The organism is Pseudomonas sp., assembly GCF_030150285.1.
Taxonomy (GTDB): domain Bacteria; phylum Pseudomonadota; class Gammaproteobacteria; order Pseudomonadales; family Pseudomonadaceae; genus Aquipseudomonas.
This window is the reverse complement of sequence record NZ_JASLGE010000020.1, coordinates 38,201-58,938: the sequence shown is the minus strand read 5'-3', so window position 1 is coordinate 58,938 and position 20,738 is coordinate 38,201. Positions and strand designations below refer to the sequence as shown.

17 protein-coding genes and 1 pseudogene are annotated in these 20,738 nt (G+C 58.0%); 6 read left to right on the top strand and 12 right to left on the bottom strand.

Translation table 11 applies throughout. The annotated features are described in order from the left end of the window. Positions 1-67 precede the first annotated feature (67 nt). The 7 genes from Q1W15_RS02860 to Q1W15_RS02830 all read right to left on the bottom strand — a co-directional run bounded on the left by Q1W15_RS02860 (position 68) and on the right by Q1W15_RS02830 (position 7,674). Positions 68-346, bottom strand: coding sequence for a DUF1652 domain-containing protein (locus Q1W15_RS02860; protein WP_300720074.1), 279 nt, complete (start codon positions 344-346; stop codon positions 68-70). 256 nt (positions 347-602) lie between these two features. Further along, positions 603-1,604: an NAD(P)-dependent oxidoreductase gene (locus Q1W15_RS02855; protein ID WP_300720073.1), complete on the bottom strand. Its 1,002-nt coding sequence runs from the start codon at positions 1,602-1,604 to the stop codon at positions 603-605. Positions 1,605-1,624: 20 nt separating this feature from the next. After that, positions 1,625-2,920: an MFS transporter gene (locus Q1W15_RS02850; protein ID WP_300720072.1), complete on the bottom strand. Its 1,296-nt coding sequence runs from the start codon at positions 2,918-2,920 to the stop codon at positions 1,625-1,627. Between the two features lie 66 nt (positions 2,921-2,986). After that, on the bottom strand, positions 2,987-3,940 hold the full coding sequence (locus Q1W15_RS02845) for a sugar kinase (RefSeq protein WP_300720071.1): 954 nt from the start codon (positions 3,938-3,940) through the stop codon (positions 2,987-2,989). Further along, positions 3,933-4,715: a TIM barrel protein gene (locus Q1W15_RS02840; protein WP_300720070.1), complete on the bottom strand. Its 783-nt coding sequence runs from the start codon at positions 4,713-4,715 to the stop codon at positions 3,933-3,935. The genes Q1W15_RS02845 and Q1W15_RS02840 overlap by 8 nt, the downstream gene beginning before the upstream one ends. An 80-nt stretch (positions 4,716-4,795) precedes the next feature. Continuing rightward, positions 4,796-5,821 (bottom strand): LacI family DNA-binding transcriptional regulator, encoded by a 1,026-nt coding sequence (locus tag Q1W15_RS02835; protein WP_300720069.1) that lies wholly within the window; start codon positions 5,819-5,821, stop codon positions 4,796-4,798. Between the two features lie 218 nt (positions 5,822-6,039). Then, on the bottom strand, positions 6,040-7,674 hold the full coding sequence (locus Q1W15_RS02830) for a methyl-accepting chemotaxis protein (protein WP_300720068.1): 1,635 nt from the start codon (positions 7,672-7,674) through the stop codon (positions 6,040-6,042). Positions 7,675-7,931: 257 nt separating this feature from the next. Between Q1W15_RS02830 and Q1W15_RS02825 the strand changes: the two genes are divergently transcribed. Both Q1W15_RS02825 and Q1W15_RS02820 read left to right on the top strand, forming a co-directional pair. Then, positions 7,932-8,762, top strand: a complete 831-nt coding sequence (locus tag Q1W15_RS02825) for an undecaprenyl-diphosphate phosphatase (protein ID WP_300720067.1) — start codon at positions 7,932-7,934, stop codon at positions 8,760-8,762. A gap of 35 nt (positions 8,763-8,797) precedes the next feature. Continuing rightward, positions 8,798-9,196, top strand: a complete 399-nt coding sequence (locus tag Q1W15_RS02820) for a DUF1294 domain-containing protein (RefSeq protein ID WP_300720066.1) — start codon at positions 8,798-8,800, stop codon at positions 9,194-9,196. A gap of 4 nt (positions 9,197-9,200) precedes the next feature. On the opposite strand, the gene Q1W15_RS02815 is transcribed toward Q1W15_RS02820, so the two are convergent. Together Q1W15_RS02815 and Q1W15_RS02810 are read right to left on the bottom strand one after the other, a co-directional pair. Continuing rightward, positions 9,201-9,560, bottom strand: a complete 360-nt coding sequence (locus tag Q1W15_RS02815) for an MmcQ/YjbR family DNA-binding protein (RefSeq protein ID WP_300720065.1) — start codon at positions 9,558-9,560, stop codon at positions 9,201-9,203. After that, positions 9,557-10,465, bottom strand: coding sequence for a LysR substrate-binding domain-containing protein (locus tag Q1W15_RS02810; RefSeq protein ID WP_300720064.1), 909 nt, complete (start codon positions 10,463-10,465; stop codon positions 9,557-9,559). The genes Q1W15_RS02815 and Q1W15_RS02810 overlap by 4 nt, the downstream gene beginning before the upstream one ends. Before the next feature lie 128 nt (positions 10,466-10,593). On the opposite strand from Q1W15_RS02810, the gene Q1W15_RS02805 reads away from it, so the two are divergent. Together Q1W15_RS02805 and Q1W15_RS02800 are read left to right on the top strand one after the other, a co-directional pair. Further along, positions 10,594-11,205: an FMN-dependent NADH-azoreductase gene (locus Q1W15_RS02805; protein ID WP_300720063.1), complete on the top strand. Its 612-nt coding sequence runs from the start codon at positions 10,594-10,596 to the stop codon at positions 11,203-11,205. Positions 11,206-11,366: 161 nt separating this feature from the next. Further along, positions 11,367-12,398, top strand: coding sequence for a dienelactone hydrolase family protein (locus tag Q1W15_RS02800; RefSeq protein WP_300720062.1), 1,032 nt, complete (start codon positions 11,367-11,369; stop codon positions 12,396-12,398). A 1-nt stretch (position 12,399) separates the two neighbouring features. On the opposite strand, the gene Q1W15_RS02795 is transcribed toward Q1W15_RS02800, so the two are convergent. From Q1W15_RS02795 to Q1W15_RS02785, 3 genes and pseudogenes are all read right to left on the bottom strand, one after another. Beyond that, the gene (locus Q1W15_RS02795; protein WP_300720061.1) at positions 12,400-13,584 is read right to left on the bottom strand and encodes an MFS transporter; all 1,185 of its coding nucleotides are present in this window, start codon (positions 13,582-13,584) and stop codon (positions 12,400-12,402) included. 139 nt (positions 13,585-13,723) lie between these two features. Then, on the bottom strand, positions 13,724-15,310 hold the full coding sequence (locus Q1W15_RS02790; RefSeq protein ID WP_300720060.1) for an ABC-F family ATPase: 1,587 nt from the start codon (positions 15,308-15,310) through the stop codon (positions 13,724-13,726). A gap of 20 nt (positions 15,311-15,330) precedes the next feature. Next, a pseudogene (locus Q1W15_RS02785) lies at positions 15,331-15,549 on the bottom strand (site-specific integrase); the annotation flags it as partial. Positions 15,550-15,755: 206 nt separating this feature from the next. Here Q1W15_RS02785 and Q1W15_RS02780 point away from each other — a divergent pair. Together Q1W15_RS02780 and Q1W15_RS02775 are read left to right on the top strand one after the other, a co-directional pair. Then, positions 15,756-16,208: a hypothetical protein gene (locus Q1W15_RS02780; protein ID WP_300720059.1), complete on the top strand. Its 453-nt coding sequence runs from the start codon at positions 15,756-15,758 to the stop codon at positions 16,206-16,208. 257 nt (positions 16,209-16,465) lie between these two features. Then, complete coding sequence (locus Q1W15_RS02775; RefSeq protein ID WP_300720058.1) at positions 16,466-20,713, top strand: DUF6543 domain-containing protein; 4,248 nt, start codon at positions 16,466-16,468, stop codon at positions 20,711-20,713. Positions 20,714-20,738 lie beyond the last annotated feature (25 nt).

Sequence of the window (20,738 nt, the reverse complement as noted above, 5' to 3'; positions counted from 1 at the left end):
TCGTGAATCCAGTACTGCTTTGGCAGTGCTGGATTCGCGAGCAGGTTGCGGCTAAGGGGGTTGCAGATCAGGCCAGCGCTGCCCAGGCCCGTGGCGGGATAAAGCTTTCCAGCTCATCCTCCACGGCCTGAATAATGCGCGCCACTTCACCTGTGCTCATGCTGGTTGCGCAGGGGATGCCAGCAATTGCCAGCATGGTTTCGCCACTGGCCCGGTCGAACAGCCGGGCAATCATGCTTTTGGGCGCGTCCATGCTCGCCTCGAAGCCGATGGGGTGAAAATGCCAGCGCATCAGTTGGCAGGCATTGGGGAAAGATACTTTATTGATGTGTCCTGGCAGGTCCATGGAGCAATTCCTTTAGCTCAATGTAAGGATCATGGGTGTGTTTGCGAGTGTTTCGTGTTTAAACCTAGCACCCCTGTGTGCAGGTGGTAAGCGTTATTTTCAGTCACGGGCAAGAGTATGTTCGACAGTTGATGCAAATCACACGTTGCGCCGAAGTATGAGCGCCGGGGTTTGGGGTACAACGGAATAGAAAGTGCACTTAAGCCCTGCCAGTGTGTGCATTCCGGGTATTGCGACCGGCAGCGATACACCAGGCCTATTGCTCCTGCTGAGGCGACAAGAGGGTACCCCACGCACTTGGATTGACCAGATTGGCAGGCCGTTCTCCCGCCAGCGCGGTCAGCAGGTTGTCCACCGCGCAGCGAGCCATCGCCTCGCGGGTCTCGTACGTTGCCGAGCCGATGTGCGGAGTGGCTACCACGTTATCCAAATGCCGCAACGGCGACGTTAACTCAAGCGGTTCGCGCTCGAACACATCCAGCCCGGCTGCACGAATCTGGCCGTCTTGCAACGCGCGAATCAGCGCTGCTTCGTCGACCACTTTGCCCCGTGAGATATTGATAAAGATGCTCGAAGGCTGCATCAGCGCGAATTGCTCGGCCCCGATCAGGCCTTCAGTGCGAGCCGTCAGCGGCAGGGTCAGGCAGATAAAATCAGCTTGCTGCAACAACTCGTTCAGGGTGCGGTACTGGGCATTGAAACGCGCTTCAACGGCCGGTTTGGGTGCGTTGCTGTGGTAGATCACCGGCATCCCGAAGCCAAAATGGCCACGTTGGGCGAGCGCTTCGCCGATGCGCCCCATGCCGATAATGCCCAAGGTCTTGCCATGCACGTCGGTGCCAAAATGTTCGGGACCAACGTTTTTATTCCATTGGCCATTACGCACCCGGTTGGCCAGCTCCACCACCCGCCGGGCGGTGGCCAGAATAAGTGCAAAACCGGTATCGGCAGTGGTTTCAGTGAGCACGTCCGGGGTGTTGGTGAGCAGGATTTTTCTTTTGCTCAGGTAGTCGATGTCATAGTTGTCGACACCCACCGACACACTGGCCACAGCCTCAAGGTGCGGGGCCTGATCCAGCAGGTCAGCATCGAGCTTGAGGCTCGCGCCCAGCAGGCCCTGGGCGTGCGGCAAGGCGGCGCGCAGGTGTTGCAGGCCGGCTTCATCCAGACGCTTGATGAGCGTGACGTGCGCCTGGGCTTCAAGGCGCTGCATCAGGGGTTCGGACAGCTCTTTGTATAGCACGACATGTTTTTTCACGGGAGTCTCCAAGGTTGAACTCAAGAATGGACGTGACGCGCTGCGCCGCCGACGTCTAAGGCGGCCGGGTGCTTGGCGGTAGGCGTTAACATCAGCGTCAGCACCACTGAAATCAGCAGTGCCCCGCTCATTAACAGGTACGAAGCCCCTGGAGAGCCGGTTTCGCTGTTCAAGTAGCCCACCAGATAGGAGCCGCCAAATGAGCCCAAGGCCCCCATGCTGTTAATCAATGCCATCGCACCACCAGCCACGTTGGACGGCAAAATCTCCGGGATGATGGCGAAGAACGGGCCATAGGGCGCATACATGCAGGCCCCGGCAATGACCAACAAGGCGTAGGACCACCAGAAGTGTTCGGCCCCCAGAGCGTAAGAACCGTAGAAAGCGATTGAGGCAATCAACAGAGGAGGCCACACGAAACGTTTGCGCTTTTGCAGTTTGTCCGACCCCCAGGACACCACGAGCATGGCGATCACCGCCGCCAGATAAGGCAGGGCCGAGAGCCAGCCGGCTTCGATCATGTCCATCTGTGCGCCTTGCTTGAGGATCGACGGCAGCCACAGCACAAACCCGTATACGCCGATGCTCCAGCAAAAAAACTGAAGGGCGAGCAGGATCACTTTGGGCGAGCGGAAAGCCGCCGCGTAGTTCTTCACCGGGGCCATGCCCACTTGCTCGGCATCCAGCGCGTTTTGCAGGTCACGTTTTTCCGTAGCGCTAAGCCATTTGGCGTCGCTTGGACGGTCATCGGCCAGCCGCCACCAGATAAAGGCCCACAGCACCGCCGGCAGACCCTCGACGATAAACATCCAGCGCCAACTGTAATGCTCTATCAGATAGCCTGACACCACGGACATCCAAAGCATGGTCACCGGGTTGCCCAAGATCAGAAAGGTGTTCGCGCGCGAGCGTTCGGCACGGGTGAACCAATGGCACAGGTACACCAGCATGGCGGGCATGACGGCGGCTTCCACCACCCCCAGCATAAAGCGGATGACCACCAGCCAATAGGCGCTGGATACCACACCCGTCAGGGTGGCGAGGCTGCCCCACAGGATCAGGCTGACAAAAATCAGTTTTTTGACGCTGTTACGTTGGGCGTAGATCGCGCCCGGGACTTGAAAAAAGAAGTACCCCAGGAAAAACAGAGCGCCCAACAGTGAGGACAGTCCGGGGGTGATATTGAGGTCCTCCGCCATGCCGGAAGCTGCGGCGAAGCCGTAGTTGGCACGGTCCAGGTAGGCCAGGCTGTAGGTGATAAAAACGATCGGCATGATGTACCACCAGCGACGGGCGGCAAGTTTTAGCGGTTGCATAGTAGTGCTCCTGAGCTTGTTGTTGTTTTTCGCAGCAGGTAACGGGTCACACAAACGTCACGGGGGTTAATGGGGCGCGGCTGAGGCGCGGTATTCATTGAGTTCGGCACGGGTCGGTAAGCCTTCCATGTCGCCGCGGCTTTGCACGGCCCGGCTGCCGATCCAGTTGCCACGCTGCACTGCGCCGGCCATGTCGAGGTTTTCCAGCAGCGCGCTGATCACGCCCACCGCAAAACCGTCGCCAGCGCCCACGGTGTCCACCACGCGGGTAACGGGCACGGCCGGTACGAAGTTTTCAGCAGTGGCGGTACGAAAGTAGGCACCCTTGGCACCCAGCTTGATAATGACTGCCTCGGCACCTTGATCCAGGTAGAACGCAGCAATATCGGCCGGTTCGCTAAAGCCGGTCAGTAACTGGCCTTCGCTTAGGCCGGGCAATACCCACTGTGCGTAGGATGCAAGGGCATTGATGTCGCGAATCATCTGTTGCTCACTGCGCCACAGCGATGGCCGCAGGTTGGGATCGAACGACACCGTGTTGCCTGACGCGCGCATAGCCCTCATCAACTCAAAGGACAGTTCATTGCAACTGGCCGACAGGGCCGCAGGTATGCCGGTGGCGTGCAGGTGGCGAGCGTTTAGTAGAGCAGGGCTAATGACGGTACGGCTCAGGTGGCTGGCAGCCGAGCCCCGCCGGAAATACTCCACCTGCGGGTCGCTGCCATCGTCCACCCGCGACTTGAGTTGAAAGCCGGTGGGGTGCTGCGGGTCGCTTTCAACGTGCTGACAGTCCAGACCTTCGGCTTGCAGGGTGTTGAGCACAAAGCGTCCCAGCGAATCGGCACCGACACGGCTGAGCCACTTGACGGAGAAACCCAGGCGGGACAGGCCAATGGCCACGTTACTGTCGGCACCTGCGATACGCTTGTGAAACTGTTGCACATCGGCCAGGTCGCCGGTGTGTTCAGCCACCCACATGGCCATGGTTTCACCGAAGGACAGCACATCCACCTTAGACATGGCTCACCGCCCGCTGTTGTTGGCTCAGGCCAGCCAATACGGCAACGTGCTCACAGGTCAAGTTGTGCAGGTCCGAGCCTTGCAGCGGGTATTCGATAGCGCGCGTCAGGCCGTGGGGCATGTGCATCATCAAGCGTTCCCAGTGTTGCAAGTCGGTAGCCGTGGGCGGGGTGGCAACGAGTTTGCCGTCCGGGCGGCGTGCCACGCCCTTGCAGTGCAGGTAGGTGACATGGCGGCCCAGCAAGCGGGCGGCGGTGCTGGCCGACTGGTCTTGCCAGTGCCAGTTGCCAATGTCGAAGGTCATGCTGATCGGTGCTTGTTGTTGCTCTACACGGTCAAAGAAACGTTGCATCGGCTCAATGCGCCCGCCTTGGGAGGTCTGATCGTTTTCTACCAGCAGTTGCACCGGTTGCTGATTCAGGCTGGCCGCCAAGGTGTTCAAGTCACAGTGTTCGGTGTAATAGCCCAGCGAAACCTTTAACCACCGGGCACCAAAGGCCTGAGCGCGTTTCAGCGTGGCGAGCAGTTGCGGGTTGGGACGTGATTGGCCGGCTTCCCACAGTTCCAGAGGCGATGAGAACACGCATTCAAGCGCGTGCTCTTGCACGGCTTGCTGAATGCTGGCGGGGTCTTCGTGGGTCAACAGCTCTTCACGCAGCTCAATACGTGTCGCCCCGGCTTTAGCCAGTACCTCGACAAAACTGCCCTGACCGCGCTGGCGAACCAGGTCGGCACCGTAGCTCGACAAGCTGATTGAAACGGGGAATGTGGTCATGGTGATTACTCTCTGAAACCGGTTTCATTTTGTTGGTTTTAAAAGGCCGGGCACTGTAGGGTGGCCCGGCCTGTCGAGCGTCAGACGTTAGGGCGTTGTGTCGAACCGCGAACAATCAGCTGTGCGGCGAAGTCCAGCGCACGAGGGTTGGCTTTGTCGCCGCGTAAACGCTTGAGCAGGCAATCAAAGGCACTGGCCCCAATCTGCTGGGTGGGTTGTGCGAGGGCCGTGATGCCGCTGCCCACCAGCGCAAACCATTCCAGGTCATCCAGTGCAATCAGGCCCACGTCGCTGAACAGGTTGCAGCCCAGTTCGCGTAGCACGTGGGTGCACGCCAGGGTCGCTACGCCGTTGCTACAGAACAACGCCTTGGGGCCGTGACTTGGGGTAGCCAGAAAGGTTTGCAGGTACGTGCGAAGGGTTGGCCCGGTTTGAGTCACCGCGCCCCGCAGGGTGGGTCGCAGCGCCAGTTGCGCGTTGAAACTGTTGATGCGCTCGGCGCGCGAACTGGTGCCATCAACGGGCTCGCTGACCATTAATATCTCGCGAAAGCCTTGCTGCTCCAGATGGTCCAGTGCCATGCGCACGGCACCGCTGTTGTCCAGGCCCACCAGGTCGGCTTTCAATTGCTCGACCTTCCGGTCAATCAGCACAATGGGCATTTCCTGGTGCAGCGCTTGCAGCGCGTCAGGGTGATGACCCAGTGTGTTAAGGATAAGACCTTCGATGTTGTAGGACCGAAGTGCAGCAAGGTGCTGATGCTCTTGCTCGTCGTTGCGGTCGGTGTTGCACACCACGAGGTTGTAGCCATGTTGACGGCAAGCGGTTTCGACGCCGTGCATCACGGCAATGGAATAGGGGTTGCGAATATCGGCCACCAGCATGCCGATCAACCGGGTGCGCCCGCGTTTGAGTCCGCGTGCCATCTGGTTAGGGCGATAGCCCAGTTCGCTGATGGCCCGCTCGATCCGCTCGGCAATGACGTCGGAGAGCAAGGCGCGGTCATCTCCGATAAAGCGCGACACGCTGGCTTTGGACACGCCGGCACGTTGGGCAACATCAAGCATGGTGACGCGGGTGCGCTGGGCGGCTGAAAAGCTGTTCACGGCCTGAAACCTTTTATTGTTTGAGTATTCACAGGCGGTTCGCTCTCAGGGAGCTGAAACCGGTTTCAGGAAAACCCAAATCACCGCTGTTCGTCAAGTGCTGTTTGTCATTGCGACGGCTCACACAGGCTCGACAACGTGCTACCGACACCACAAACGCCGCCCGCTTTAGGCATCAACACGGGCTTGAACCGTGTTGATGTTAGCGCCAGGCGCGTTTACACCTTGAACTGGCGCAGCAACTCATTGAGTTGCACGCTCAAGTCCTTGAGGTGAAGGCTGTCGGTGCTCGATTGTTCCGCGGCCTGGGCCGTGTCTTGGGACAACCCGGCGGCCTCGGTGACGTTCTGGTTGATGTTTTCCACGGCGAGGGCCTGTTGCAGGGTGGCGCTGGCAATGGAGGTGTTCAAGTCGTTGAGGTTGCTGAGGGCCAAGCCAATGCTGGCCAGACTGGTACCGGCTTGAGTGGCTTGCTCAACCGTCAGCAATGAGGCACGGCTGCTGCTGGCGATGACGTCAACGGCCGCGTCGGAGTGCTGCTGCAAGCCTTCGATCATGGTCTGGATTTCGGCGGTCGACTTTTGCGTGCGCTGCGCAAGCAGGCGCACCTCATCGGCCACCACGGCAAAGCCGCGTCCCTGTTCACCGGCGCGGGCTGCTTCAATGGCCGCGTTGAGGGCCAGCAGGTTGGTCTGGTCGGCAATTGAGCGGATCACTTCAAGCACGCTGCCAATTTCACTGCTTTGGCCGGCCAGCGTGCGAATGACCTCAACGGCTTCATTGATGGTGCCCGACAGGTGATCGATCTGTTGCAGGCTGCTGTCGATGCACTGCTGACCTTGCCCGGCTTGTGTGCGTGCGCCCCGCATTTCGCTGGCTGCATGCTCGGCATTTTTTGCCACTTCTTGCACGGCGTAGGTGACTTCATTAATCGCCGTTGCCACCTGGTCCATTTGCAGGGCCTGCTGCTGGCAGCGCTGGCGGGAGTGAGCCGCGTCGCTACCCAGTTGCGTCGAGGATTGGTCCAGCGCCGTGGCCGTAGTTTGCAGGTGGCTGATGACATGGCGCAGTTTGGCGATAAAAGCATTGAAGTGCTGGGCCAGTTGCGTGACTTCGTCCTTGCCGTGGGTATCGAGGGTACGGGTCAGGTCGCTTTCGCCGCTGGCAATATTGGCCATGGCCTGTACGGCCTCGTTCAGCGGGCGGGCAATGCTGCGGGCGATCAGGGTGACCAAGGCGGCCAATATCAGCGCAATCGCCAGGCCTGCCCAACTGGCCCGCCAGACCTGAGCTTGAAACTCGGCCTGCATGTCATCTATGTACACACCAGAACCGATCACCCAGCCCCAAGGCTGGAATAACTGCACATAGGACGTCTTTTGTACCGGGTCCTGGGCACCCGGTTTCGGCCAGCGGTAATCCATCATGCCCGCGCCCCGGTCTTTGGCGAGCGCAACCATCTCGTTAAAAATTGCATAGCCATCAGGGTCCTTAATGCTGGACAGGTCCTGACCGTTGAGCTTGGGGTTGGTAGGGTGCATGACCATAAAAGGGCGCAGGTCATTGATCCAGAAATAGTCGTCATGGTCGTAGCGCAATTGGCTAACCACTGTAAGCGCTTGCTGTTGCGCCGCTTCGCGGCTGAGCGCTCCGGCCGTTTCCAGGCCGTGGTAGTAGGTGAGAATGCCGCTGGCGGCCTCTACCACATGCCGGGTTTTTTGCGCCTTGCCTTGATACAAATCGTCATGTAACTGCTTTAGCATCAACAAACCCAATGCCAACAGCATGACCAGGGGCACGATCAGCATCAGCCACAAGCGTTGGCTGATAGACAATCTGCGTAAGGTATTCATAGAGCGGTCACTCCCGGTTTTTCTTTTTTTTGTGATCTACAAACAACCACCACCCGTGCTTCATAGCAGCGAAAGTGCAATCTGTCTGATAGGATCTCGGCCGAAAATGGGAAAGCTGAATCTTTATTGATTTCCGACAGTTATTTCACACTGCTTGGGTAAACCTTTCTTATCAGCAACCCACCCCGCGGCTGCGGTTGCTGACATCGACTACTAATCAATCAGCTCTGCATGAGGTGGAGCTTTATGGGGGAACAATGGATCTTTGGACAGCCGCACAGGCGTTGATACTGGGTATCGTGGAAGGCCTGACGGAGTTCTTGCCGATCTCCAGCACCGGCCACCAGATTATTGTGGCGGACCAACTCAACTTTGGCGGCGAACGCGCAATGGCGTTCAACATCATTATCCAACTGGGTGCGATTCTGGCCGTTGTCTGGGAATTTCGCCGCAAAATCCTCGATGTTGTCATCGGGTTGCCTACACAACCCCAGGCGCGCCGCTTCACCGCCAACCTGATCATCGCCGTGATGCCGGCCGTGGTACTGGGGGTGATTTTCGCTGACGTGATTCATGAATACCTGTTCAACCCGATTACCGTGGCCACGGCGCTGGTAGTGGGCGGTGTGATCATGTTGTGGGCCGAGCGTCGTGACCATGTGATCCGCGCCGAAACAGTGGATGACATGACGTGGAAAGACGCCGTGAAAATCGGTTTTGCGCAGTGCCTGGCCATGATTCCCGGCACATCGCGTTCGGGTTCCACCATTATCGGCGGCCTGCTCTTTGGTTTGTCCCGTAAAGCGGCCACCGAGTTTTCGTTCTTTCTGGCCATGCCGACGATGGTCGGCGCGGCGGTGTACTCGGGTTACAAATACCGTGACCTGTTTCAGCCAGATGATGTGCCGGTGTTCGCGATCGGTTTTGTGACGTCGTTTATCTTCGCCATGATTGCTGTACGGGCCTTGCTCAAGTTCATTTCCAACCACAGCTACGCGGTCTTCGCCTGGTACCGCATTGCGTTCGGCATGCTGATCCTGGCCACCTGGAAGTTTGGCTGGATCGACTGGATGGCGGCTTCGGCGTGAGAAAACCGGCAAGAGAACGGCGTGACGAGGTCGCCATGGCGGTGCCCCACAGCGCGCCGGTTCGCGGGGTAAAACTCAAACTGCTGGTGTTCACGCTGCTGTGTGCGTTGCCCGTGGGCGGTTCCGTGAGCCTGTGGCTCACGGGCATCACGCGTATCCCGCTGGTCACGTATGGGGTCGCCAGCGCTGTGGCGTTTGGTGTGTACTGGTACGACAAGCATCAGGCCAAAACCGGCCAGTGGCGCACCCCCGAAAAGGCCTTGCACGGGGTTGAACTGTTGGGCGGCTGGCCGGGTGCGTTGCTGGCCCAACAGGTGTTTCGTCACAAAACCCGCAAGGTGTCCTTTCAGGTTGTGTTCTGGCTGATTGTGGCCGTGCATCAGGCCGTCTGGATGGATGTGTTGTTTTTGAAGACGACCTTCATCAGCCTCTGATCGTTTAGAGCAACAAGCCGATCTGACGCTTTTTCGGCAGTTTGCCGACCACCAGTTGGTGAGAGCGTTGCAGCAGGTCTTGTAGTTCTTCAGCGCTCATGGGGTAGGGCGCTTGCATATTGATCCAGTACGCCCGCGCCAAATAAGGCGACGGGCGTATTCCCGGCCGGTCTATATAGCCCAGAAACAGATCCTTTTCGACCTTGAACGAGAGACCACCGTGGGTGAGGTTGAACAGGGCAAACATTTTGCTCTGATCGACATAAAACACTTCAACCCCGCCCCATTTCACGGCGTACTGCGCGCCCGGCAAGGTATTGCAGAAGGCCGCTACGTCAGCTTTATTCATGATTTTTCGGGTCATAGACGTCTGTCTCCACACTGCTCAAAAGAGTGTGCCAAGTGCTCAATCCAGGCACGTACGGCAGGCATCACCCCGCGTCGATGGGGGTACACCGCATGCAACAAACCACCGGGCAATGACCATTTGGGCAGCAATTGCACCAATTGGCCCTCTTGCAGTTCCTGTTCGCAGTACATCATCGGCAGTACCGTAAAGCCAAGGCCTGCCAGGGTGCAGGCTTTGCGCACGACAAAATCATCAATGCCCAGGCGGGCTTCCTGCACCAGGTTATAGGCGTGACCCTGCTCGTCGAGCATGCGCAGATGCACCATGCGATCGGCCTCAAGGGCACCCAGCAAGGGAATATGTTTCAGGTCATCCGGGCTGTTCACCGGCCATTGTCGGGCGAACGCAGGGCTGGCCACCATCACGGTTTGCGCCTCGCGCAACCGTCGTGTGACCAGTAGCGGGTCTTCATCCCCCAGTTCGCGCACGCGCAAGGCCACATCAATGCCTTCGGTGACCAGGTCGACCCGCCGGTTGAGCAAGATGACTTCCAGTTGCACTTGGGGATAGGCCTGCAGAAATGAGCGAATCACTTGCGGCATAAACTCGTGTGCCAGGCCCACCGGGCAAGACACGCGCAAGCGCCCCCGGGGTTCGCTGGACATGCTGGCCACGGCTTCGTCGGCCATTTCGGCCTGCAACAACATGGCTTGGCAATGGCTCAGATAGCGCTCGCCCACGGCCGTTAACTTCAATTGCCGAGTGGTGCGCTGTAGCAAGCGGGCCCCGAGGCGCTCTTCAAGCTCGGCTACCCGCCGGGACAGGCGGGACTTGGGGATGCCCAGCGCGCGCCCGGCGGCGGCAAAACCACCGGCTTCAACCACTTTGGCGAAGTAATACAGATCGTTAAGATCCTGCATGTGAATTCTCATTGTCCTACAGGTGGGACGAACTATTGCACAATGGCTGACTTATCGTCGATTAATTTGCCCGGTAGTATCCCCTCCACTTGATCGCTTGACGGCGATCGTCATCTCTGGAGTTCAGCATGAAACTGTTGCATATCGATTCGAGCATTCTGGGCGACAACTCGGCTTCGCGTCAGTTGAGCCGTGAAGTGGTCAAAGCCTGGCAGGCGGCTGATGAAGGTATTGAGGTCAGCTACCGTGACCTGGCGGCAGAAGGTATTGAGCATTTTTCGAGCGCCACGTTAGTGGCCGCAGGAACCCCGGCCGAATTGCGCGATGCAGCCCAGGAACAGGAGGCCCGGCTGAGCGCTGACACCCTGGCGCAGTTCCTGGCGGCAGATGCCGTGGTGATTGCGGCCCCGATGTACAACTTCACCATTCCCACCCAGCTCAAAGCCTGGATCGACCGCATTGCGGTGGCGGGCCAGACGTTCCGTTACACCGAAAACGGGCCTGAAGGGTTGTGTGGTAACAAGAAAGTGATTGTGGTTTCCACCTCCGGTGGGTTGCACGTCGGTCAAGCCACCGGTGTGGCCCACGAAGACTACTTGAAAGTGATGCTGGGCTTTCTCGGTATTACCGATGTTGAGTTCGTGCGCGCTCACGGCCTGGCGTATGGCGATGAAGCCCGCAGTGCGGCCATGAGCGGTGCTCAGGCGCAAATTACCGACGGTTTGTTCAGCGCCGCGTAAGCCTTCTCGCAACGCCCTACCTGCGAAACGCTGTATTCTGCTTGTCATTGACAAGCCAGAGTACGGCGTTTTTTGCATCTGGCTTACGACACTGGCTTGGGTTATGCAGAGCGTGAAAGTCGCTCCGGCATCGTTCTCCACGCTACACAAGGTAAGCCGCCATGATGCGTTTGTGCGCTGTCGTGCTGTTGTTTCTGTCGGCCTGCCCCATAGGGGTGCAGGCCGAACCGGCCATTCACTGGAGCACAGGCTTCCATCGCCTGACGTTCCCGGACCCGCTGGACGATCAACCCATGCATGCCATCGCCTTTTATCCCTCCACGGCCAAGGCCGGTATCAGCCGCATCGGCACCTTTGATGTCGATGCCACCGAAAATGCGCCTGTGGCCATGGGCCGTTATCCATTGCTGGTGCTGTCCCACGGCAACACCGGCACATCGCTGGCTCTGCATGATCTGGTGACCTCGTTGGCCAGCAAGGGGTTTGTGGTGGTCGCCGTGTTGCACCCGGGCGACAACTATAAAGATCAAAGCCGCCTTGGAACCTTGAGCAACCTGTATGGGCGGCCGATGCAAATTTCAGCCGCGATCAGCGCAACGCTGGCCGACCCAGACCTCTCGCCTTATGTGCACCCCAAACACGTGGGGGTGATTGGCTATTCGGCCGGGGGTGAAACGGCGTTGATTCTGGCGGGTGCCGAGCCGGACCTAGACCGTTTGCGGCGTTACTGCCAAGAACGCCCGGATGACCATGATGCGTGCACGCAAAAAGGTGAGCTGATTGCCGACCGCGATGACCTGGAGCCAGTCGCCGACACACGCGTGAAGGCGCTGTTGTTAATGGCACCTCTAAGCTTGATGTTCGGTCGCCAAACACTTGCCCAGGTGCATGTGCCGGTGCTGCTATACAGCGGCGAAGGGGACACGCTGGTTTACCCCGAGCAAAATGCCGATCAACTGGCTCGTAAGCTGCCCGTAGCTCCCGAGTTCAAATTGATTCCGGGTGCCGGCCATTTTGTGTTTATGGCACCGTGCACCGATGAGCAATTGGCGGCCATGCCAGGGTTGTGCACCGATGCCGACGGCGTGGACCGCGAGGACATTCACCGGGACCTGATTGACGAGGCCAGGCGTTTTTTCAGCAAAACCCTGCAAGCCAGCCCTCATTCGGGGTTGAGCACGGCCCGCCAATGAGCTAAAGCGCTTTTCGCCGTGAGAGGCCGACGGTCAACAACAGGCCCAACACACAGAACAGCGCCGCACTGAAGAATATCCACGGGTAGCCCATATTCAGGGCAATGACGCCCATCAGCGGGCCCGAAATGGCCAAGGCCAGGTCGAAAAACACCGCGTAGGCCCCCAAACCGGCCCCTCGGCTGCTCACCGGCACCTGTTTGACCGCCTCAACCCCCAGGGCCGGGTACACCAGCGACAGGCCAACCCCTGTCAGACCTGCGCCGATCAGGGCATACAGGCTGGAAGGCGCAAGCCACAGCAGCACCAGGCCCAGGGCTTCCAGCCCCATGCAGGCGATGGACACGGTAAAGCCGCCCAGGCGGCCAATGGTAGAGGTGAAGAGCAAGCGCGCCAGAATAAAGCACACACCAAATACCGTCAGGCAGTACGCCGCTCCCGTCCAGCCCCGGTCGATATAGAACAGGGTGATAAAGGTGGTCAGGGTGCCGTAACCGATGGAGGCCAGGGTCAAGCTGATGCCGTAGGGCGCAATCAGGCCAAACACCGACCAGAACGGCAGCCTGACGCCACTGATGACAGGGCATGACGTTTTATTACGGATCAGCAGCAGTGCCATCACCGCCAGCAACAGCAGGGCAAACCCCAGGCTGACAAACCCCAGCGCGTCGACCATCACAACCCCCAGCGGCGCGCCGATGGCGATAGCGCCATAGGACGCGATGCCATTCCAGCCGATGGTGCGCGCGGTGTGGGCCGAGCCCACTTGGGCAATGCCCCAACTGATGGTGCCGACGCCGATCAAGCCTTGGGCGACGCCCAAAAACAAGCGGCCGACAATCAGAACACACAGGCTTAACACGGGCCAGGCTTGCGTCCAGACGGCGATACAGGTCAGCACACCGCTGATGACAATGCCGATCAGGCCGTAGACCACAGCAGGCTTGGTGCCCTGCTTATCGGCGATCCGCCCGGCGGCAGGTCGGCTCAACAACGTGGCCAGGTATTGCGAAGCAATGGTCAGGCCGGCAACCACTGCGCTGAAGCCCAGTTGATCGTGGACATACCCCGGCAACACCGCAATCGGCAAGCCAATGCAGATAAAGGCAATGAAGGTGTAGAACACAATGGACAGGATTTGCAGGGTAATCGGTAGAGCGCGGGGAGAGGCGGGGTGTTGAGGCATGTGCGTGGCGTCCGGCCAACAATCGATGGCCCGTATGATGGCGTGGCACCGGACTAAAAGAAAGCAGGCTAACGATCAGCTTTGTGAACCTGTTCTAAACCTGTAGGCGCGAGCGCCTACAGGAGTCAGTCGCGTGAAATCAGATCAGCACGCCTTGGCTGCGCAAGTAGTCATCGTAGGTGCCGCTGAAGTCGATCACACCGCTTGGGCTCAGCTCGATAATGCGGGTGGCCAGCGAAGACACGAACTCGCGGTCGTGGCTGACGAACACCAGGGTGCCCGGGTAGTTTTCCAATGCCAGGTTCAGCGCTTCGATGGATTCCATGTCCAAGTGGTTGGTCGGCTCATCCATCACCAGCACGTTCGGCTTTTGCAGGATCAGCTTGCCGAACAGCATACGGCCCTGCTCACCACCGGAAATCACCTTGACCGACTTGAGGATCTCGTCGTTGGAGAACAGCATGCGGCCCAGGGTGCCACGCACCATTTGCTCGCCCTGGGTCCATTGACCCATCCAGTCGAACAGGGTCATGTCGTCTTCGAAATCGTGGGCGTGGTCCTGAGCGTAGTAACCCAACTCGGCGGACTCGGTCCATTTGACGGTACCGGCATCCGGGGTCAGTTCATTGACCAGGGTGCGCAGCAGGGTGGTTTTACCAATACCGTTCGGCCCGATGATCGCCACGCGCTCGCCGGCTTCAATCTGGAAGCTGAAGTCCTTGAACAGGGTTTTGCCGTCGAAACCTTTTGCCATGCCTTCCACGATGACCGCCTGGCGGTGCAGTTTTTTGGTCTGCTCGAAGCGGATGAACGGGCTCACACGGCTGGAAGGCTTGACCTCGGCCAGCTGGATTTTGTCGATTGCCTTGGCACGGGAAGTGGCCTGCTTGGCTTTCGAGGCGTTGGCCGAGAAGCGGCTGACGAACGATTGCAGCTCGGAAATCTGCGCTTTCTTCTTGGCGTTGTCCGACAGCAGTTGCTCGCGCGACTGCGTGGCCACGGTCATGTACTCGTCGTAGTTGCCCGGGAACAGGCGCAGCTCGCCGTAGTCCAGGTCAGCCATGTGGGTACACACACTGTTCAGGAAGTGACGGTCGTGAGAGATGATGATCATCAGGCTGTTGCGCTGGGTCAGCACGTTTTCCAGCCAGCGGATGGTGTTGATATCCAGGTGGTTGGTCGGCTCGTCGAGCAGCAGCACTTCAGGGTCGGAGAACAGCGCCTGGGCCAGCAATACACGCAGCTTCCAGCCAGGGGACACTTCGCTCATCGGGCCAAAATGTTGTTCGATGCCAATGCCCAGGCCCAGCAGCAACTCGCCGGCGCGGGATTCAGCGGTGTAGCCGTCCATTTCAGCGAACTCGGTTTCGAGTTCGGCCACGGCCATGCCGTCTTCTTCGGTCATTTCCGGCAGCGAGTAGATGCGATCGCGCTCAGCCTTGACCTTCCACAGCTCCTCGTGGCCCATGATCACAGTGTCGATTACGGTGAACTCTTCGTAAGCGAACTGATCCTGGCGCAACTTGCCCAGGCGCACGTTCGGCTCCAGCATCACCTGACCGCCGGACGGTTCAAGATCGCTGCCGAGAATTTTCATGAACGTGGACTTGCCGCAACCATTGGCACCGATCAAACCATAGCGGTTACCGGCACCAAATTTTACTGAAACGTTCTCAAATAGTGGCTTTGCGCCGAACTGCATGGTGATGTTAGCTGTGGAGATCAATTGCTTTACCTATCAATAACTTACGTTGCGCTGATTGCGGCTGATACCATTTTGATACCAAGTTGCAGTGTTTCCAGCTCGCTCCAATCTGAACTTGAGTTAATCCAACGCGCAGAAGTCGTCAGCAGCATGTGCACGCTATGGCCAAGCTGCTGGGCGATGAACGAAGGATTTAAACCGGACATTGGGCCTATTGTCGCATAGGTGTGACAGCAGTTGTACGGCGGACGAACACGGATAACCCACGCCAGAAGGGCAGGCCTCCCCGGCGCGAGCAGGTCAGCCTCTGCTGAACACGCCCAATTACGTTCTGCAAACACTCCTGCAGGATGCAACCTGCCAAAACTACCAACGCCCGCACCCAGCCCACAAAAGATTTCCCAGGGCATTCAAATAGTATTATTTTGACATCACTCAATTCGGCAACGACCAAAGGGACATGGGCATGAAAAGGGTTACATTTTCGATTTTTCTGTCATTGGCAAGCGCTTGCGCATTCGCGGCTCCCCAAGCGTGGCAATCGGGTTGGGGGCAGGGCAAGACTGAATTTTATGTCGGTGATGAGGGCAAAAGTTACTTGAATTTCGCCTGCGACGCCGATGATGAGATGAGCCCGGTGAGTGCCTCTGCAATTATTGCCGGCAAGGCGTTTGACTCACACAACGACAAAGGCGGTTTTGATGTGATTGTCGATGGGGTTGAGTACAGCAACCCGTTTTATGTCGAGTGCAATGCTTGCTCGGGGTACTTCCCGGCGTTTTGGGCTGCCCTGCGCAAGGCCAAGCGCATTGAGTTGAAGGCTGAGGGGTTGACCAGTTCGATCCCGACCCAAGGACTAAGCCAATTGACCAAACCGTATGGCTCGAAGGAAAACCCGTGCGGGACAGGCGTCTGGTAATTTCAGCTTAGGGCCCCTTTGCAACGGGCCTGGCAGGTTTCGAACGCCCGGCCCTTGCGCCGGGCTTTTTTGCATGTGGCCGACCGGGAATACCACGGGGGCACCGCCATCCAGACCACCTCTTTGGCTCAGGCATTTTGTGGCGCAAGCGTGGCGAGACCTGCCCGGAACGCTTAACGCCGTATTAGCTATGTATGTCATACAAGGTTGAATCCGGGCGGACACTGCTTCACGACTTTCTACGTGAGGCATAACCCATGAGTGATGTATTTCATTTATCGCAAGACCTGAGTGCCGACCTGATCGCGATCAGTGGCGAACAGGAACAGGCCCTAATCAGGAAATGGACGCAGATCGGCAATCAGATCCAGACGTTGCTCACCGAGCAACCCACTTTTCACTCGTTTGTACACAGTGAACTGAAGGCTACGTTCCCGCACGCTGCGCAGCCCCTCGACCCGGCACGCGTGTTTATTCGTGAAGAAGACGGCGCGCAGTCTGCGCACGTACTCGACACCCTTTTACAGGCGCTGTGCAGCGGGCAGCCCCCAGCGTACAACCTGTTGCACACAACCCTTGAGGTCGCGGGCGAGACCTCGGCGGCCTCAGTGAGTGTGGGGGAGTTACAAAGCTTTATATCCCGCGCACAGCGTTTCTTCATCAGTGACTGCGAGTCTCACACCGCGCAGTTTTGGCAGCACATGCACAGCCAGGCAGGCACTCAAACCCGTAAGTCCTGGTTGCTCGACAAACTGCGCGACCTGCTGAAGGCCGAAGTCGAGTTATTGAATTACGACACCACACTGACACCGGGCCAGGTGCAACTGGTCAATTACGTCGTGCTCTACCCGACGTTGGCCACTCGTGCTGCGTTGCCGGCCCATTCCCGCCCGGCCGTTTATGCACTGACGTTAAAAGACCATTCAGCACAGCCACCGATTATTTTTGCCGGTGCCTGGGTTATGTCGGCTCGTGATGGATCGTCAACCATCGATGCTTCAGGCCTGGCCCGTATTGCACCCAAGACGACAGAACTGGAAATCAATGCGCACGCCAATGCCGGCGAGGTTGTGCTTTATACCCCTTCAGGCGGCCTGCAGGGGTTTGATTCCCTGCAGGCACTGCAGGTTGAACTGAACCGTCGCCAGTTAGCCGTCACTGAGTTCGAATCATTACTGGAGCTGTTGTCTCCCACTGACCTGACGCGTGTTCAGGCAATGGCTGAAAGCACTACAGCCTCTTTTGACTTCACCTTTCGAGAGGTGCATGAGTCGGTATTCGAGTATTGGTTCACCGTGCATGACGAGCAGCGTCAAGCCAATCTAAAACACGCCTTGTCTTTAGCCAACACGGTCTCGCCAGCCAGGCTGCATGAACACCTGGATCACGTATTGGATTACACACCACGCTTTAACCAGGCACTTGCTCTCAGCGCGCGCGTGGCCAAGGCGCTGGCGAAAAAAACCCGTGAGTGGTTGCGAAAAGCCAGCGACAGTGACCGCCAGGCTTGGTTTGAGGCTTCTTTGCATTATCGCTCATTGAGCCTCATTGCCCGGGAAAATGGCGAGCCATCCGCCTACCAGTACGGGAGTAGGGCCTTTTTATTGAGCTATGCCCGCGACCAGATACAAGACGCTATTCAAACGGAATATGGCCTGATCATTGACCCCGACACGGTGTATGTCACCACCACGGCAGCGGAGCGCGGTACAGGGCCCGTTATTCCGATCAGTCCCTATGGCACGTCGTCCTACACCGCTGTTAACAGCCTGTCACGCACCGGGCCGACCATCCGGCTGGTGAGTACATCCCGGTCGCTGTCCCAATTGGCGCTGGAAAACATCAGTGCACTCGACGTTGATTACGCCTTGACCGCCACGCTAACAACCGGCAGCCCGCAAGGGCCACGCATGGAGGATCTGAACCCGGCACAAATCAAACACATCATTCGCACAGTCAATATAGGGGACAACTATCAGGCCTTCTTGCGCGACCGGTTTATCGACTCCCCTCAAGCGGTTGCCCGCCTCGAAACCGCCACCGATTTGCTGAATGCGCAAATGCAGGTTGATGCGCTGGAAGCCAAGATCTCCGGGGACTTTTCGCCAGACCGTGTGGACCGAGGCTATCGCTGGGTACAGGCGGTTATCAAGGCGGCGCAAGATCCGCAGCAACCGGCGACGTTTGAAGGCCATCAACTCAAGGTTCATCAATTATTGATTAGTGAAGCCACCGTGCGTGGCGTACTGATCATTCTGGCCCCACCTTCAGGCACATTCATACCGTCGCCCGAACGCCTGGATATCATTACACCTCAGCCTCAGCCGAGTGTCAGTGCCATGGTGGTTTACACCCCTGAAGCCCCTGACGGAAGACGTTTTCGCGAGTACGAAAACCGCTCGCACATGGCTAGCCGCTTTCTGAATGATCCTGCGATGGCTGAGTATCTGGTGAGTCGTGTTAGCGAAGGCGCTCAGGCACGTGTGAAGCAACTCGTGGACGAAGGGCTCAGAGGCGCTGATGTGCGAGATGTCGAAATCGCCGGCAACTTTATTGAGCAGGCGTGCCTTGCCGAGATCGGATACGCACTGACCAGCGCAGATGCCTTGAGTCTGTCGACGACTGAAAGCAACCGCTTGGCGGTATGGAGCAGTATTGAAACGGCCGTCGATATTGCCACGATGGTCTTGCCATTCAAGGTCACCGCGATGATTGCCTTGGGGCGCAGTTTGATCGAAATATGGCACGGCTTTGACGCCGTCAAGCGAGGGAACCAACAGGAGGCCCTGGGACACTTCGTCGGGATGATTGAGCGCTGGGTGGATGCAGGAGTGGATATTGGTATCGCCATTGCCAAGCTGCCAGTCAAAGGCGTGACTCGTGTAGTGCCAGCCCTGGATCCAAAAATGGCTTACGCGCGAAACCTCGAAGGCCTCATTCAGCGTACTGATGGTGTTTATGCCGGCGTATTCGAACGGCCGGCAAAGCGCGGCGGCTTTTCCCAATACTTCATCTACCAGCAAAAACACTGGTTTCAGGTGGTGTATGACAAAACACGCCAGACGTGGCGGGTGATCGATATGCGTCGCCCGCGGGCCTGGTACCGTGACCCGATTCTTCTGGGTTCTGACGGATTGTGGCGCATTGGCACGCCAGAACTGAGCGTGCTGGGAGGCGGAAAAATATCGTTGGCCGCCTTCCGGGTGAGAGTCGCCTTGCCGAACCTTAGCCTTGAAGAAGCCAGAAAACTGCTTGATCAATACGTGTTTCCCGCAGCAGTCCGAGACCGTTTGGAAATTGATCTTGCGGATTACCTGGTCAAGCACAAGACGTTTCCGTTGTGGTCACAACGTTATCTGAAACCTGGCCTTGATGGCTCCGGCTTACCAGTCACTGCACCCGAGGCGGGCACGACGCCTGCAAGTGCATTGAGCAACAAGCGCAAGCGCCCCATCCTGGATGAAGAGCCGGCGCGGTCAAAGCCGGTACAACCCATTCCTCCCACAAGCACCATTACGCAGGTTGCCGCCACCAGCACGGAGTGGCAAAACTGGGGGCGAGCCAGCCTGGACCATCCGTTCACACCGGTCAGCCTAAGCCCGCCCATTTATAAGTTGGGTGACAATCCTCATCTGCGAGTGATCGAGAAAGAGGGCAAGCTGTTCGAGATTTTGCCTCAGGGCAACCTGGCGCTGGATAATCAGGTGTACTTGAAAAACCCGGGGCGGCCGAGCCCGCGCTATGAGCAACTGGAATTGCTGATTTTCAAAAATAAATACCTGCAGCCGCGCCTGGCCGAATTTGAGAAAGGCGCGTGGGTGGTCAGGGAGCCGCTGCTGCAAAAGCCTATTTGGCACTACATTGGCAGTATTCTGCCATCACTGACGCCTGAGTCCGCCCAGGTATTGGCCAAACGCCTTTATGTACTCGCCGACCGTACGACGTCAGCACTTAGCCAGGCCCGCATGCGCACCATTGCCCACACACTGCATGGTTGGATTTTTGGTCATCTGGTACATGCTTCTGCATTATTGAGCGATCCCTTGGCCATGTTGACGCCAGGCCTGCGCATTGGCACTAAAACCCTGCATCTTCGAGCGCGTGCAACATCCGCCTGGTTTGACCGGATTGATTTTGTGCTCAAAACCGGCGATTTTTTAAAGCTGACCGATGCCAATGGCCTGAATGCGGTTATGCGCAGCTTTCTACAGAAGCTCGATTACATTATTTACCCCGACATTCCCGGGTTTAGCGAACTGGTGTTCAGGCGAAAGGGCGCTCAAACGCTTAACTTTATGCAACTGCACAGAGTGAGTGGTACGCAGTTGACGCTCGTGACCGAGTTGAACGATGCGGTCACGCTGATGATCAGCAAGAATCCGCTGTCTCCCTTGTCACTGGCGCTCACCAATGCAAAAGCAGAGGGTAAGCTGGTTACCTTGCTAGGAGGGGTACAGGACACCCCCCCGTTCGGCATCGCTCAAGGGTTTATTTACCGGGTGTAAAGCCCACCAGGCGGCCGACTAGCCG

Excerpts from the sequence above, each read along its gene's own strand:
- Q1W15_RS02810 (WP_300720064.1), bottom strand. The coding sequence starts at position 10,465 with ATGCAGGATCTTAACGATCTGTATTACTTCGCCAAAGTGGTTGAAGCC.
- Q1W15_RS02775 (WP_300720058.1), top strand. The coding sequence starts at position 16,466 with ATGAGTGATGTATTTCATTTATCGCAAGACCTGAGTGCCGACCTGATC.
- Q1W15_RS02840 (WP_300720070.1), bottom strand. The coding sequence starts at position 4,715 with ATGACCACATTCCCCGTTTCAATCAGCTTGTCGAGCTACGGTGCCGAC.
- Q1W15_RS02815 (WP_300720065.1), bottom strand. The coding sequence starts at position 9,560 with ATGACCCGAAAAATCATGAATAAAGCTGACGTAGCGGCCTTCTGCAAT.
- Q1W15_RS02795 (WP_300720061.1), bottom strand. The coding sequence starts at position 13,584 with ATGCCTCAACACCCCGCCTCTCCCCGCGCTCTACCGATTACCCTGCAA.
- Q1W15_RS02820 (WP_300720066.1), top strand. The coding sequence starts at position 8,798 with ATGGCGGTGCCCCACAGCGCGCCGGTTCGCGGGGTAAAACTCAAACTG.
- Q1W15_RS02805 (WP_300720063.1), top strand. The coding sequence starts at position 10,594 with ATGAAACTGTTGCATATCGATTCGAGCATTCTGGGCGACAACTCGGCT.
- Q1W15_RS02780 (WP_300720059.1), top strand. The coding sequence starts at position 15,756 with ATGAAAAGGGTTACATTTTCGATTTTTCTGTCATTGGCAAGCGCTTGC.
- Q1W15_RS02860 (WP_300720074.1), bottom strand. The coding sequence starts at position 346 with ATGGACCTGCCAGGACACATCAATAAAGTATCTTTCCCCAATGCCTGC.
- Q1W15_RS02830 (WP_300720068.1), bottom strand. The coding sequence starts at position 7,674 with ATGAATACCTTACGCAGATTGTCTATCAGCCAACGCTTGTGGCTGATG.
- Q1W15_RS02850 (WP_300720072.1), bottom strand. The coding sequence starts at position 2,920 with ATGCAACCGCTAAAACTTGCCGCCCGTCGCTGGTGGTACATCATGCCG.
- Q1W15_RS02845 (WP_300720071.1), bottom strand. The coding sequence starts at position 3,940 with ATGTCTAAGGTGGATGTGCTGTCCTTCGGTGAAACCATGGCCATGTGG.
- Q1W15_RS02825 (WP_300720067.1), top strand. The coding sequence starts at position 7,932 with ATGGATCTTTGGACAGCCGCACAGGCGTTGATACTGGGTATCGTGGAA.
- Q1W15_RS02800 (WP_300720062.1), top strand. The coding sequence starts at position 11,367 with ATGATGCGTTTGTGCGCTGTCGTGCTGTTGTTTCTGTCGGCCTGCCCC.